We start from the raw sequence: 15,243 nt of genomic DNA, 5'->3' as shown, positions 1-15,243 counted from the left end.
TGATTTGAATTGATGTGCTTTAAAATTCCACATGTACCCCTCCTCCTATATATTTAAGCCGTGGATAATTACGTGCGCTGTTGGCGCCGCTGGCATTCATGTTGTTCCCAAACTCGGTTGACTCAGGATCAACAAAAGCGATCTTACTGAGCGTAAGCAGGTTTTGGCCGTTTACAAATACATGGACTTTGCTTACACCGATCCTTGCAGTGAGCCCCTTGGGCAGCGTATAGCCAAGCTGGATATTCTTCAACCGCGCATAGGCGCCATTAAAGATGTTAAAGTCTGATCCTTTACCATAATTATTGATGGTAGAAGCAGTACCCGGAGCGGTTAATCGTGGCCATTTGGCGCCTGGATTGGCAGGCGTCCAGTAATCGAGCTGGTGCTCAAACATCACGAATGAATAACCGCCATGAAAGGGCTCTATGGTTTCTCCGCGCAGGGCCATATCTCGTTTTCCAACTCCCTGCCACAGCATGTTCAACTCAAGCCCTTTCCATTGAAGGATATAATTGAACCCGAATGTTAACCGCGGAAATGCATGTCCCAGCACGTAGCGGTCGTTGTCATTAATAATGCCATCCCCGTTCCGGTCTTTGTACTTCACATCACCGGGTCTGGGAGAAAAGCCAACAGGCAGTGCGGAACTTTTTATATCGTCATCGTTTTGGAACAGGCCATTTGTTTTATAGCCATAGTAGCTGTACAACGGCAGCCCTACCCGCACGATGCGTTCAATTTCGTCTGACTGGCTGATCTGTTCATACCCTTCAAATTTGGTAACCTCGTTCCAGGAATCGGCTATATTAAGCCCAAACGAATGATTGAAATCACGATGACGCAGGGAATAGTTGATGGTTAACTCCCAGCCCTGGTTCTTCATTTCGCCTAAGTTGGCCTTTGGTACTGCCCCACCTAATACCATGGGTGTTTGGGGCGCCAACAGAATTCCTTTGGTTAGCTTATGAAAGAAGTCGAATCCCACCCGAAGGCTTCCTTTCAGAAATGTACCATCAGCCCCAAGATTGGCAGAAGAGGTAGTTTCCCATCTCAGTTCGGGGTTGCCAAATGTGTAACCTGTGCCGGGCACTCCTACGTTATTAAAACCATATTGATTGATGTAGATATCGTACGTGGTAAGCGTTTGATAATCGTCTATATTCTGGTTGCCCAGGTTGCCATACGTACCCCTTATCTTCAGGTCGCCGATGTTGTTTTTCCAGAAATCAAAAAAATCCTCTTCGGAGATGCGCCATCCCAATGACACCGAAGGGAAAAATCCCCAGCGGTTGTTTTTGGCGAATTTGGAAGAACCATCGTAGCGGAAACTTCCTTCTGCATAGTACTTATCGCCATAAGCATAGCCCACTCTTCCAAAATAAGAGTAAATACTTCTTTCCGTAGTGCCGCCCACTGTATTGTAACTGGTGGGATCTATAATGGTACCGTCAATGGGAATGCCCAACACCGGATCCACATACTTCATCTTTATTTCCTGGCGTTTTTGCCGGTACGATTCATTGGAGAAACCTGCCAGTGCAGAAACATTGTGCATGCCGGCAAATGTTTTGTTGTACTCCAGCATGGCCTGTACATTCAGCAGGGTTCCGTTACCACTGTAATCTTCTATACTGTAATCCTTCGAGGAGTTTTGGTTAATGGGGGTTTCTGACCCCGACAAACTGTAAACAGGCCAGTAAAACCGCCTGATCAACCTGTTCTCGGGCCTAACATCCAATCCTACCAGTCCTTTTGCTTTTAAGCCATCCATCAGCTTCAGCTCTCCATTCAAACTTCCCTGGAAATCATCGTTGGTGGTTTTTATATATCCGCCATGCTCCAGCGCAGCTAAAGGATTGCCGCCGGTAAGCACATCGTTGTTGTAGTATTTGCCGCTGCTGTCTTTCAGGATATAGGTGTTATAAACCGGCAGACGCGAAGCATCGGCGATCAGAAAACCTTCATCACCCTGGTATGCATTTCCTTCAGACCTGTTGTACCAAAGGATAGTGGACAGTTTTAACCGGCCAATCTGGGTGGTCAGGTTCGAGCGGAGGTTGTATCGTTTCAACCCATAATCAGGGCCTTTAAAATTACTTTGCTGGTTGTAATATCCCAGCGAGATCATATAGCTCGTATTCGTTGCTCCGCCCTGAATGCTGAAGTTATAATTTTGTTGAAGGCCGTTCTTTAAAATACCTTTCAGCCAATACTGGCTGTCGCCTTTAGCGAATTGACGGATCTGCTCCGGTGAGTAAATAGGATCAGCGCCTGAATTGATATAGGAGTCATTGCGCAGCAATGCATTCTGATATCCTTTTAAAGGCTTGACCAGGACCTGCGGGTTCTGGGAACCCACCAGACCGCTGAAGCTGACAACAGGCTTCATGCCCTGTTTCCCTTTTTTAGTAGAAATGAGAATAACCCCATTGGCTGAACGCGAACCATAAATGGCGGCGCTGCCGGCATCTTTCAAAATGGAGATCTCTTCAATATCATTGGGGTTCAGGTTATTCATGTCGCTTACATCATTGCTTATCACGCCATCGATAACCAGTAGTGGTGAGTTATTACCAAAAGTGCTGATGCCACGCAAATTGATGTTCATCGAGTTGTTGTTCGGGTTCATATTGCGCTGCTGAATAACCAGGCTGGGCGAAAGGCCCTGCAAGGCCTGCATTACATTACCTACCGGCCTTCCTTCTATTTGCGCTGCTTTTACCTGGTCCACCGCACCTACCAGGTCGGCCCTTCTTTTGGTGCCATATCCTATCACCACCACTTCATTTAAACTAACCGGCATTTTGTTCAGTAACACGTTCAGGATGGTTTGTTCGCCTAATGTAACGGTCCTTGACTGGAACCCTACAGAACTGAACGTAAGGCTTGTTACATTGTCCGGAACGGCCAGGCTAAAAAAGCCTTCGCCGTCGGTAATGGTCCCATTCCCATTGCTCGTTCGCACATTTACACCGGGCAGCGCTTTGCCCTCTTCGTCGGTAACCCGGCCTTTAATTACTTTCTGTTGCACGTCAATACCAGGCTGGTTGTGTTCAGTGCGGGCAATTGTTTTAATCACAATACTGCCTTTCTCCAGCTGATACGTATAGGGCGTTTGCTTCAGACAAAACTCCAGTACTTCCGGAACCGGGGTTTTGTTGAAATTTACCGTCAGCGGTTTAATGTTTTCCAATACGTCGCTTTCACATAACACCGCCACGCCGGTCTGTTTTCTGATCTCCATAAAAATACGCTCGATGGGAATGTTGCGGCCTTTGAGCGAAATACCCTGTGCGTAGCTGTTTGCATTTACCTGCAGCATGGTGGCAAATAGTAAGTAGAATAACAGCTTCATAGTAATGAGTAGTTTTCGCAGATTTTTTGTTTTGGTTGGTACAGACTCAATACCTGAAAATAATGTCATAGATTTACATAGTTTTTTAATTGAGTTAAGGAAACGCTTGATTTAAAAACACCTTGAAACAGGGTCGGCGTGTTACCAGCACACCGGCCCATTTTATTTGGTAACGCTCTTTATTTTTTTACATAGATCTTTCTTCCTTCAATGGTGAAATGAACCCTGCCTGTAGCTTCCAGCATTTTCAGCACATCGTTTACCTGCGAAAACCTGGAAACAGTACCCCAAAACTTGGTTTCGGTAACCGGTCCCTGGTATTCCACGTCTACATCATACCAGCGTGCTATTTTATTCATTACTTCTTTTACCGGCTCCCGGTTAAACATAAAATACCCCTCTTTCCAGGCTACTGCATAGCTGGTTTCCACCTCCTTTACTTCCACCTCCTGCTGTGCATTTATAGTGGCCTGTTGCCCGGGCTTCAGTAGTACCTGCGATTGATTACGGGTTACCTGTAAACTCCCGGTTAAAAGTGTGGTAATTTCGTGTGCATCTTCCTGGTAGGCGTTCACATTAAAACCAGTTCCCAGATCACGCAACAATGTTCCGGTGGATGTTTCTACGATAAAGGGATTGGCCGCATCGTGCTTCACTTCAAAATAAGCTTCGCCCACCAGCTTTACCCTTCTTTCGCCCGGTTTAAAAACAGTTGGAAAGTACAGGCGGGTGGAGGCATTCAACCATACTTTGGTTCCATCGGGTAATGTTACCTGGTATTGTCCGCCTTTGGGTGTTTCCAGCATGTTTATTCCGGCAGCATCATCGATGGGTTGTTTATCACCCTTTGCTACCAGTAAACCACTTTTTTTCTCAAACCCTGTTGCCTTATCAATTACCCCATCGGCCACGTCTTCGAGCAGGATGGATCTTCCGCCACTCAATTGTAGCACCGCCTGGTTTTTACCAGGTACTATAGCAGCAGTTACCGGATGGCCAGTTTCTGTTTGGGCGTTCTTATAATGGTTTTGATAAAAGAAAAAACACACTGCAGATGCCACCACTATGAAAATGGCGGCCGCTTTCAGGAAAAAGAAAACAGGCGTACGTTTAGGTATCACCCGAACGGAATCATCATGATCCAGGCGGTTTTCGATGTTTTCCTCTATCCGCCTGATCGCGTCTTTATCTACCACATCACTGCCTCTAAAAGCCTGTTCATACCTGTCAAGTGCCGCAGCTGCCAGCTCTTCAGGAAGCTCTTCCAGCCAGGCAAGAAACTCAGCTAATGCTGCAGGGGATTGCGTTTGCTGTGCAACGTTCCTGAGGAATTTGTCAAATGTCTGTTGGTCCATATCGTGGGTAAGACACACGAGTGTAGCAAAAGGACCCCTCAGTAAAAAGATTTTTTAAAAATATTTACAGGAAAAGGAAACCGTATTTTTTCATCATTGCCAAGCCCTGGTAAAGCAGCTTCTTTACCACGTTTTTAGAAGAACCAACCCGGTCAGCAATCTCATCCAGGCTCAGGTTTTCCCGGGTACTCATTTCAACAATGGTCCTTCGTTTGGGTGATAGCCTGGCCAGGGCTTCGTCGCCCCGGCGCATTCCTTCTTTAAAAGTCAGTTGTTGTTCGGGAGTTTCCGGATCAATTCCATTGTAGAGGCGGGTATTGATAACCTTTCGTTCGGTTTTCTGTTTTCTTAATTCGTTGAGGAATCTGTTCTTTGCAGCCTTAAATAAATAAGGTTTAACCTGTTTGATGTTTACCGCGTTTACGCGGTTATCCCAGATCTTAATAAAAACTTCCTGAATAATGTCTTCACACAACGCATCATTATTGCATAAGCTTTTGACAAATGGGTACAGTACGGGAGTATAGTGTTGATACAGCTCACGAAACGCGTGGCGGTCACCCTCACTGATGCGCATAAGCAAATCAAGATCTGAAGTCTCCTTCATATTCGCAAATCGTTATTTTTTCATATAAGCAGCATTCAAAAGTAGAATAAAAAATTAAAAACCTTCAAATCGTTGAATCTGAAGGTTTCTAACATGCTAAAAATATTCAGCAACACCTCACTCGGTTCTTAAACTTGTAACCGGGTTGGCGATGGCTGCTTTTATTGTCTGAAAGCTCACCGTGATCAGTGTAATCAGGATGGCGCCTGTACCTGCCGCCACAAACACCCACCATGATAAGCCGGTACGATAACTATAATTCTGTAACCAGTTATGCGTAAAATACCAGGATACCGGCAGCGATACCAGGAATGAAATAATTACCAGCACCAGGAATTCCCGGGATAACAAATTCCATAAATTAAATACCGAAGCGCCCAACACTTTTCTAACCCCTACCTCTTTTTTCCGTTGTTCAGCTACAAACGAGGTCAACCCTAATAACCCAAGACAGGAGATGATAATGGCCAGTGCTGCAAAAATTCCCGCCAGCTCTCCAATGCGTTCTTCATAATTGAATTTTTTGTCATAATCCGTATCAATAAAACTATACTCAAAAGGCTGATCGGGATTATATTTCTTATATAAAGGCTCGATCCTGTGTAACGCATCCTGTGCGCTTACAGCCGGATTGAGTTTAATAATATTCATGTTGCCCGGGTAATTCAGGTATGGATAAATAACCGGCCTTACTTCGTTATACGGCGATTCTGTTACCATATTTTCGACAACGCCTATTACCGTCAACGGTTGTCCCCACCAGGTTACCCGTGTACCCACCGGGTTTTTGAGATTCATAAACCGTACGGCAGCTTCATTGAGAATAACCCCTGCTGTGTCTGTTAAAAACTCCTTTGAGAAATTGCGCCCCTCCTTTAGTTTCCACCCAATGGTTTTGCCATATTCAAACGATGCCGCGATTACGCCAAAATCAATTGACAGATTGGGATCTTTTTCAGGCCAGCTAAAACCGCTGGTACTGTTAAAGATCGCAGTTGTTGGACTTTCCGATTCAGCAACCCCTGTCACCACGCCGGTTTGCAACAGTTCTCCTTTTATCGTATTAAAATGATCATGAACCGCAGACCCGCCAGTAGTGATATTAATGAGGTTTGCTCTTGTATAACCAACAGGCCGGTTTTTCGCAAACCGGATCTGTTTATACACCGCGATCGTTCCTATGATAAGCGATACCGAAATACTAAACTGCACCACTACCAGCACCTTCCGTGGCACGGTTGCATAACGGCCTGTTTTAAACGTTCCTTTTAAAACCTTTATCGGTTTAAAGGAGGATAAATAAAAGGCAGGATAGCTTCCCGCAACCAATGCAACAACAAGGAGAAACGCCACACAAAGCGCCAGGAAATAAACATTAAACCAGGGTATTTTGATCTGTTTTCCCGTGATGGTGTTGAAGAATGGCAGGGTAAGCCACACGACCATTAGCGAAATAATTAATGCTATGGTTACCGTTATCAATGACTCGCAGAAAAACTGGAACATCAATTGTTTTCTTGGTGAGCCCATTGTTTTTCTTACCCCTACTTCTTTGGCGCGCTTTTCACTTTGGGCAGTACTGAGGTTCATAAAATTGATACAGGCAAGCAGGAGCACAAATACGCCAATAATCCCAAACATCCATACATATTGAATGGCGCCACCGGTATTGACCCCGTTCTTAAACTCGGAATACAAATGCCATCTACTCATAGGCATCAGGAACAAAGCGGGTTTCTTCTTCTGCAGCTGCGGATTTATCTTCTTCATTTTCGCATCCCTGATCCTTGCATTAACGGTTTGAATGGATGCCAGATCGTTTAATTGAACATAGAGCGTGGTAAAGTTAGGGCGCCAGGGATCGGGCATGTCGCTTAACTTGTTGTTGACATTGTAATAAAAATCCCAGCTTGAAATAAAATTGAGGTTGGCAAAGCTTGAGTTCTGCGGGAAGTCTTCATACACCCCGGCTACTTTTACCACCGGGTTTTTATCAATCTTAATGATCCTGTTCATAGGATCTTCATTTCCCCAGAAAGCTTTGGCAGCAGAAGCAGAGATAAGCACAGAAAGCGGATCATTCAGGGCTGAGCGGCTGCCTTTCAGAAGGTTCAGGGAGAACAGCTCCGGCATTTCTTTTTCAAAATAGCCGCCCCGCTGTTTGATCTTTTTATCATCCACTGTTATCAGGTGGTCAAACACATTCGTTGCCATCACGATGTGTTCAAAATCACTGCCATAGTTGGTACGCAGTTCATTGGCCAAAGGATAGGGAACATCCCACCACGTTTGTTTTTCACCGTTGTTGGTGAGGGTTTGAATAACCTGGGCAATGCGATCATAGTGTTTAAAATTCTTATCAAAAGAAAGCTCATCATGCATCCATAACCCGATGAGCAGGGCCACCGACATACCCAGACAGAGCCCCAGGATATTGATGGCCGAATGCATGCGTCCCTTTACCAGGTTGCGCCAGGCAACAATTATATAATTTTTAAACATATGCCAGCATTAAGAGTAATATTAACTCAACGGTTGTGCCAATTGTGAAATCCTTTCTGAACGAATGCTTTGGAAAGCGGGCTGCCGAAAAGTGTGCGAAAACGTACAGTGTTCCGTTCATTGACGAACAGGATAAAAAATATTACTTTAGCACATCATGATTAGAATAGCTGTCGCCTTTTTAGCCTGTAGCATTTTATTTGCCTGCCATTCAATTTTGGGTTTAAATACAACCAGGATACCCTTTTCATTTACAACCTGAACTGCCTGAAATACGACAGCTCAGCACAATCTTGCCTGCAGCCTGCTTTGGGTGATATAAAATTTAAGTTAATAAGGAAACATTGATCGGTTTCCCCATGAGCCATTAACAAAGCATTAGTTAAGCAACCAGGGAGAAGTAAATACCTTTGGGGTGCTGAAAACACCCCATTGCTAACTATAATTTTAGGTTATGGCTAACCTGATCAAAACTACCCGTTTAAAAATACAATCAGCATCTCCGCAAGTTTATTGGCGTGAGATAATCGCTGTTGTGATCCTGCTCCTTGCCATCGTTTTTTTCAGAAGTGAAAGAAAAGAATTACTGGCCATTGTTCCGCAGATAAAACAGGCTAATGGTACCTGGTTAATGGCATCATTGGTAATAACAATAGCCTGCATTCTGTTACAAAGCGGTATGTATGTAAAAACATTCTCGGCAGTACAGCTTCGCTTAAAATGGGTGCATGCAGTATCGTTATTCTTAAAACGAAATTTCATCAGTGTATTTCTTCCGGCAGGCGGCGTTAGTGCGCTGGCTTATTTCCCATCAACATTACGTAAGCAGGGTTTTAACAGGCTGCAGGTGCATCAGGCCAGTGCGCTGTACGCCTTTACTGGTTTATTAACTGTATTTATTGTGGGCCTGCCCGTTGTGCTGTACACCATGTTCGGCATAAACGGTACGGCCAATGCCTGGCTGGGTTTACTGGCGCTACTGGCAATCATAGTGCTGCTGGCCGGTATTGTACAAACAGTAAAACAAAAGAAAGCAGCCTATCGATGGTTCGAGCGGAAATTCCCGGCGTTTTCAGCGCATATGCATGAAATGATGTCGGCCAATGTAAACAGGTCGGGGGTAGTACAGGCCACTTTTTTATCTATCGGCGTGGAAGGCTGCGGCATCCTGCATATTTACCTGGCCATGCTGGCGCTGGGTTTACCTGCTTCACTTGGGGCTTCGGCGGCTGCGTACATTATTGCCGTGCTAATGATGGTTATTTCGCCATTTCTTCGTGGATTGGGCGCCGTGGAATTATTCATGTCATTGATATTACAAAAATTCGGCTATTCGGCCCCGCAGGCTCTATCCATTACCATCCTGTACCGGGTTTTTGAATTCTGGCTGCCCCTGGTTGGTGGAATGGGCGCTTTTAGCTGGAAGGGCAGAAAACTATTTGCCCGGATGGCCCCTGTGGTGCTGGTGTTTATGCTGGGGCTTGTGAACATCCTTTCTGCCATCACCCCACCCGTGCATGAACGGATGCGCCTGCTGCGCGAATACCTGCCATTGAGCAGCATCCATGCCAGTAACCTGCTGGTTCTGTTTACAGGACTTGCACTGTTAATTACCTCTGCCTATTTACTAAAAGGGTTGCGCAATGCCTGGATCATGGCCATTGGCCTGGCTTTTTTTTCATTGATAGGTCACCTTACCAAAGCGCTCGATTATGAAGAAGCAAGCTACGCCGCCTTTACCATGCTCCTGTTAATTGTTACTAGGTCACAATACCGCGTTCAAAGCAGCAGGCAACGGATAAAAGCTGGTTTAAAAACGGCAGCCATCAGTGTAGCGGCCGTAATGCTGTTTGGTTTTATCAGTTTCTATTTTATCGATAAAAGAAATTTCGGCGTTGATTTTACCTGGAAGGAATCTTTACAGCATACCTTGAATATGTTCCTGCTGATGGAGGATACCACTTTACACCCGCTTACCCGGTTTGGAAATGAATTTGTATGGCTGATAAGAGTAACCGGATTTTTAACCTGGGGCTTCCTGTTATACTCTCTCATCAGGCCCGGGCTGCACAAACACACCGTGCCTGAAAACGCCCGGGAAAGAGTAGATAGTTTGTTGGCCCAGTTTGGCAGTTCGGCCATGGATTATTTTAAATACTATAAGGACAAACTCTTTTTCTTTTCAGACCTGCATGAAGGTTTTATCGCCTATCGTATTGCCCGTGGGTTCGCCATTGTACTGGAAGAACCGGTTTGCGCGCCTGAGAATAAGTTCGCCATATTAAGGGAATTTGACAAGCACTGCAAAAAAATGGGTTTGCATACCGCCTTTTACCGCGTGAATGAAAGCAGCATTCCCTGGTTTACCAGCCTGCGTAAAAACAGGATGATGATTGGCCAGGAAGCCATCCTGGATGTGACGAGGTTTAGTATTGAAGGAAGGGATAAAAAATCATTGCGTAACGGACTGAACAGTTTACAAAAGAAAGGGTTCACCGTTCACATAGCAGCGGCGCCACATGATACCGGTATTTTACAGGAACTGAAACAGGTGTCTGACAACTGGTTACAGAACTTCAACAAGGAAGAAGCCGTTTTTTCACAGGGCATGTTTGATACCAATGAACTGGAAAAACAGGACATGATCTTATTAAAAGATCCCGAAGGAAAGATCAAGGCCTTTCTGAACATCATACCTGATTATGCAGAAGAAGAATGCACGTACGATCTTATCCGCAAAACCGCCGATGCCCCTGCCGCCGCCATGGACGCCCTGATCATTAAACTCATAGAATATGCGCGCGCGCATAATAAAACTTACATAAACCTGGGCATGGTGCCCATGACCGGTATTACCCAACCAGAAAACATGGCCGAAAGAGTAGTTAAACTCGCGGCGCTTAAGATCAAGCGTTTTCAGCATTACCAGGGACTGCGCGAATTCAAAGAAAAATACGCCAGCTTTTGGGAGAATAAATACCTGGTATACGACCATGATTTCGATCTGCTGCAATTGCCGCTTGCCTTAAACGCCGTAATGAAAACAAATTGACTGTATGAAATATTTTATGGCCCTTGCACTCCTGCTTACTTTTAATCTTATCTGTGCACAGGACACCCAGTTACCAATAAAAGCATTCCCTGCTAAAGACACCGCCAAACCGCTTGTATTTTATATTTCCGGCGATGGCGGGTGGACAGGTTTTTCCGACGCCTTTCTCAATTCCATGAACAAAGCCGGTTACCCGGTGCTGGCTTTAAATGCCAGAAAATACTTCTGGAAAAAGCGAACACCCGCTGGCATGACAGCAGAGCTAAGCCAGCTTATAAATAAATACATGACGCAATGGAAACGTGACAGTATTGTATTGATAGGTTATTCCTTTGGTGCAGATGTAACTCCTTTTTTATTCAATTATGCCGGCGCCCCGTTTACAAAAAAAGTAAGTGACCTGGTGTTGATGCTCCCTTATACGTCTACCGATTTCGAAGTCCATTTAACGGAGATGATCGGACTATCCTCGCACGATGCCTATAGCGTGGTAACCGAAGTAAATAAGATCACCAAACCCATCTTATTTATCCTGGGAACCGAAAAAGATCAGTTCCCGGTTCAAACCCTTAGCAATAAAAATTATAAGGTGATCACCGAAGGCGGTGGACATCATTTTGATGATAAGGCTGATAAGGTGGCTGGCTATGTATTGAATTATATTAAATAACCTCCTGTCAAAAAGCTGGTTATGAATTATTTAAAGCACAATTGTACAAGTTAAAAAGCCTTCATAACTTTGCCGCATTGGATCACCCTTAAACCCCTGGACCCTTGAAATTAGTTGATTCCCTTTTGTCCTCTTTTATCAGGCTGAAGTATAAACGTGTAGCGGGCATGCTGGCCGATCCTATAGCCTGTCAGGATGAGCTGATGCGTTCTTTTGTTGATGAAGCAAAGCATACTGTTTTCGGAAAAGACCATTCCTTCAATGAAATAAACACCTACGAAGATTTTAAACAACGGGTGCCTTTACGGAATTACGAACAGTTACTCCCTTATATTGAAAGAATAAAATCGGGCGAGAAAGATGTGTTGTGGAAAGGCCGGCCGGCCTTCTTTGGAAAAACATCCGGCACCACCAGCAATACCAAGTACATCCCGGTAACAAAGGATTCGCTGAAGAACCATATCGGGGGCGGGCAATACGCGCCGCTGACCTATTCGCACAAAAACAACAAGCTGGCTTTTTTAAAAGGCAAATCGCTGTTCTTTTCTGACGGACATTTTTTTGAAGATATTAACGGCATTAAAACCGCTCCGATTTCCACTATCGGCAACAGTTGTGTTCCCTGGTGGTACAAATGGCTGCGTTTGCCTTCCGACGAAATAAACGCCATTCCCGACTATAAGGAAAGGATCGAAGCCATGATCGATCTGGCAGATGCGAATGACATCCGCATTATTGTTGCCATGCCGGTTTGGTTGCTCGTATTTCTCAGGTCACTGAAAGCAAAAACCGGGAAGGATTTCAACGAACTGTTCCCGAATTTTCAATTGCTCATCTTAAGCGGCATGGATTATGAACCTTTTATGCCGGAGATAAAAAAATACATCAACATGCCGTTCGATGTGTTTGAAACGTACCCCTCTACCGAAGGACTGCTGGCCTACCAGGACCGCCTGAACGAACGGGGGATGCAACTGATCCTGAACAATGGGATCTTCTTTGAATTTGTAGAGGTGGATACGCTGGGCAAAGAACATGTGAAGAGGGTTTCGCTGAACGATGTAAAACCTGGCGTTAATTACGCCCTGGTGCTTAACACCAACGCCGGCTTATGGGGTTATATCAATGGCGATACGGTAAGGTTTAAAACTGTTTTCCCCCACCGCATCGAGATCACCGGAAGAATTGCCCAATATATTTCTGCCTTTGGCGAACACGTAACTGTAGAGGAAACCGAAAAATCCATCAGCGAAACCGCCGCCGCCTGTGGCGCTACCATTGTTGAATATACCGTAGCACCCAATATTAAAGACGATGGCACCCTCCCCTACCACGAATGGTTTATTGAGTTTGGCCAGGCGCCAGAGGATCTGCCGGCATTTACAAAGTTGCTCGACGAAAAGATCTGCACGCGTAATTTCTCTTATAAAGACGTTGTAACGCATAAAGCCATTGAACCATTAAAGATCACGGTAGTACCAAAAGGAGGCTTTGAAACCTACCTGAAGGCATCTGGTAAAACCGGGTTGCAACAAAAAGTCCCGCACGCCAGAAATGATTACCAGTTTGCGGAACAGTTAAAGAAAGTGTTATCACTCTAACTTCTTAAGACATTAAACAAACAGCCTTCAGCTTAATACACTGAAGGCTGTTTTCATTTATTTGGCAACTGCACAATGATAGATCATAGGGTATACCCTGTACCATAATTCCTGTATGAATGCATTACGCTTTTGTCTTTTCAGATCATTTTGGCAGAACCGGAAGTATTCCATTTCTTTTTTAACATCGGTTTGTAGTTGTGCTCCTCCTTCCTGGTTCAGCAGGCGGGTTAATTCCGGCTGCGTAACGGCCGATAGCTCAATACCCCAGTAGGATTTGGCTTCAATAGCGGGCCGCGAATAATAAAATGGTTCCCCGTTCTTATAAGCAATACAAACGAGTTTATATTGTAAAAGTTCGTTCAGCTTTCCTAAATATTGACCGTTCACCTGCGGTATCCGAATAAAACTGTTGAGTTTATCAGGAAGCAGGTATACGTACAGCGTGTCGTATTGCTCCGGTTTATTTATCTGGAAGGAAACCGGCTGGTATTTGATGGTGGCCGTTTTGCCGGTTTCAGGGTCAGTGTAACTGCCGGTAGTACGCGAAGCCGTAACATCCTTAACAAATCTGTCAACGTTATACCAACCTGTAATTATAATATCTATTTTGTATACTTTGCTATTGGGCATCCGGGGGGTAATGCTGGTATCGTACCCTAACTGGCCGTACACACTTTTCAAGTTTACTTTCAGCTCTTCGGCATACACGCGCGACGTTCTTTCCCGGGATTCCTTTTCATGGGCGCCTTTCTTTTCAGCCGCCAGTTCATCCAGCTTCGCCTGCTGTTCCCAGAACTCCCGGTTTGTTTTAGCCACCGCTTCCATAAACAACCTGGATTTGGTTTCGTAATACTGACGCAGTTTCTGACCGAGCGCCGAACTGATCTTTACCTGTCCATCGTGCCGGGCGGTAAAGGCAAGGAATTGTTTTTTCAATTTGCCCGATACCAGCTGCGCAGCCATAAAGTCGATAGCCGATAAATTTTTATCCAGGTTGTTTATATACAAATCAAGTACGCTGTTATCATTTGACTGATGAATGTAAGCAAGCCGTTCTTCAAACTGCCGGGTGGCCAACAAGGTGTTTTGAAATTTATTATTCCAGATGGCTTTGATCTTTGCCGGATTGATGCCGCATGCTTGCTGCGGATGTTCATATAAAGGTGTACTATCAGAGATTTGGTATCGCGTCCCAATATTTTCACCCTCCTGCTGAAACAGAATTGAAAAAGAATAGTACAGGCTATCTGTAAACTTTTTGTTGTGGCTTTCATAACCCCATTTTGCCAAAGAATCGAGGTAACCGGGCGGATAAAAATTCAGCGAAAGGATATCAACCGGGGTAAGGTCCTGTTCAAGCGACTTCGGATCTACCCAATCGATCCGCCCATCCGGTAACCGGTTTCCTTTAAACAATTTCATTCCGGGTAGCAAGCTGTCTGTAGGCAATTCAATGCGCAAACCAGCAGCAGGGTTAATTGATACCATCTTCCCTTTCTGCTGCGCATTTACCTGGAACATGCCTGCACTCTCCAGTAGTTCATTACCCGATGTACTTGAAAGCCCTGCACCCATGATGGATGCTGCATCCAACGCTTCTTTTATGGTCAACTCTATATCTCCCTGCACCGGTTGTTTGTTCTCATCCAAAAATCCATTGGCAGGAACCTGGATCACCAGTCCGCCTTTTGTTTCAACAATGGTATCGCTGCCTGCATGTACCAGGAAAGCCTGTGACGGTAGCTTTTCGTCCCCACCGGCCGATACAGCTGTAACCTGATTTTCATTATATGTATGATGGTGCTGTTTGCGATAATAAAGAATGGAAACAATGGCAATAACAACAACCAGCCCGGTCAGTCCCCACCTGGTAAAATTCCGGTTGCGGTAAAACCGTTTCCGCGCCTGTTTTATTTGCTGTTTTACAATAAGGTTATCAATGCCTTTCATAACTTCCTGTTGAAGGGTAACGGCTTCCTGCAGTTGAGCATCGGCCGACAGTTCTCTTTCAAATGCTGCCTTTTCACCTGCAGTCATTTCGTTGTTCAAATATTTCTCTATGGTAGCGAGTAACTCCAGTTCATTACGCATAACA

At 45.0% G+C, this 15,243-nt stretch carries 8 protein-coding genes; 3 read left to right on the top strand and 5 right to left on the bottom strand.

The genetic code is table 11. From position 1 onward, the window contains the following. Nucleotides 1-19: 19 nt before the first annotated feature. The 4 genes from NIAKO_RS03990 to NIAKO_RS03975 form a co-directional block, all read right to left on the bottom strand. On the bottom strand, nucleotides 20-3,427 hold the full coding sequence (locus NIAKO_RS03990; RefSeq protein ID WP_014217112.1) for a SusC/RagA family TonB-linked outer membrane protein: 3,408 nt from the start codon (nucleotides 3,425-3,427) through the stop codon (nucleotides 20-22). A gap of 110 nt (nucleotides 3,428-3,537) precedes the next feature. After that, nucleotides 3,538-4,713 carry a FecR family protein gene (locus NIAKO_RS03985; protein ID WP_014217111.1) on the bottom strand — a complete coding sequence of 392 codons (1,176 nt, stop codon included), beginning with the start codon at nucleotides 4,711-4,713 and terminating at the stop codon, nucleotides 3,538-3,540. Nucleotides 4,714-4,777: 64 nt separating this feature from the next. Then, nucleotides 4,778-5,320, bottom strand: a complete 543-nt coding sequence (locus NIAKO_RS03980) for an RNA polymerase sigma factor (RefSeq protein ID WP_014217110.1) — start codon at nucleotides 5,318-5,320, stop codon at nucleotides 4,778-4,780. A 117-nt stretch (nucleotides 5,321-5,437) separates the two neighbouring features. Further along, nucleotides 5,438-7,822, bottom strand: coding sequence for an ABC transporter permease (locus NIAKO_RS03975; protein ID WP_014217109.1), 2,385 nt, complete (start codon nucleotides 7,820-7,822; stop codon nucleotides 5,438-5,440). A 454-nt stretch (nucleotides 7,823-8,276) separates the two neighbouring features. On the opposite strand from NIAKO_RS03975, the gene mprF reads away from it, so the two are divergent. From mprF to NIAKO_RS03960, 3 genes are all read left to right on the top strand, one after another. Then, nucleotides 8,277-10,874: a bifunctional lysylphosphatidylglycerol flippase/synthetase MprF gene (mprF, locus tag NIAKO_RS03970; RefSeq protein WP_014217108.1), complete on the top strand. Its 2,598-nt coding sequence runs from the start codon at nucleotides 8,277-8,279 to the stop codon at nucleotides 10,872-10,874. A gap of 4 nt (nucleotides 10,875-10,878) precedes the next feature. Beyond that, nucleotides 10,879-11,544, top strand: coding sequence for an AcvB/VirJ family lysyl-phosphatidylglycerol hydrolase (locus NIAKO_RS03965; RefSeq protein WP_014217107.1), 666 nt, complete (start codon nucleotides 10,879-10,881; stop codon nucleotides 11,542-11,544). A gap of 104 nt (nucleotides 11,545-11,648) precedes the next feature. Next, complete coding sequence (locus NIAKO_RS03960; protein ID WP_014217106.1) at nucleotides 11,649-13,145, top strand: GH3 family acyl-acid amido synthetase; 1,497 nt, start codon at nucleotides 11,649-11,651, stop codon at nucleotides 13,143-13,145. A gap of 57 nt (nucleotides 13,146-13,202) precedes the next feature. On the opposite strand, the gene NIAKO_RS03955 is transcribed toward NIAKO_RS03960, so the two are convergent. Next, the gene (locus tag NIAKO_RS03955; protein WP_014217105.1) at nucleotides 13,203-15,239 is read right to left on the bottom strand and encodes a hypothetical protein; all 2,037 of its coding nucleotides are present in this window, start codon (nucleotides 15,237-15,239) and stop codon (nucleotides 13,203-13,205) included. Nucleotides 15,240-15,243: the final 4 nt, after the last annotated feature.

The sequence above is a fragment of the Niastella koreensis GR20-10 genome (genome assembly GCF_000246855.1).
In the GTDB taxonomy this organism is placed as follows: domain Bacteria; phylum Bacteroidota; class Bacteroidia; order Chitinophagales; family Chitinophagaceae; genus Niastella; species Niastella koreensis.
The sequence above is the reverse complement of the archived record's forward strand: the minus strand, read 5'-3'. Positions and strand labels throughout refer to the sequence as shown.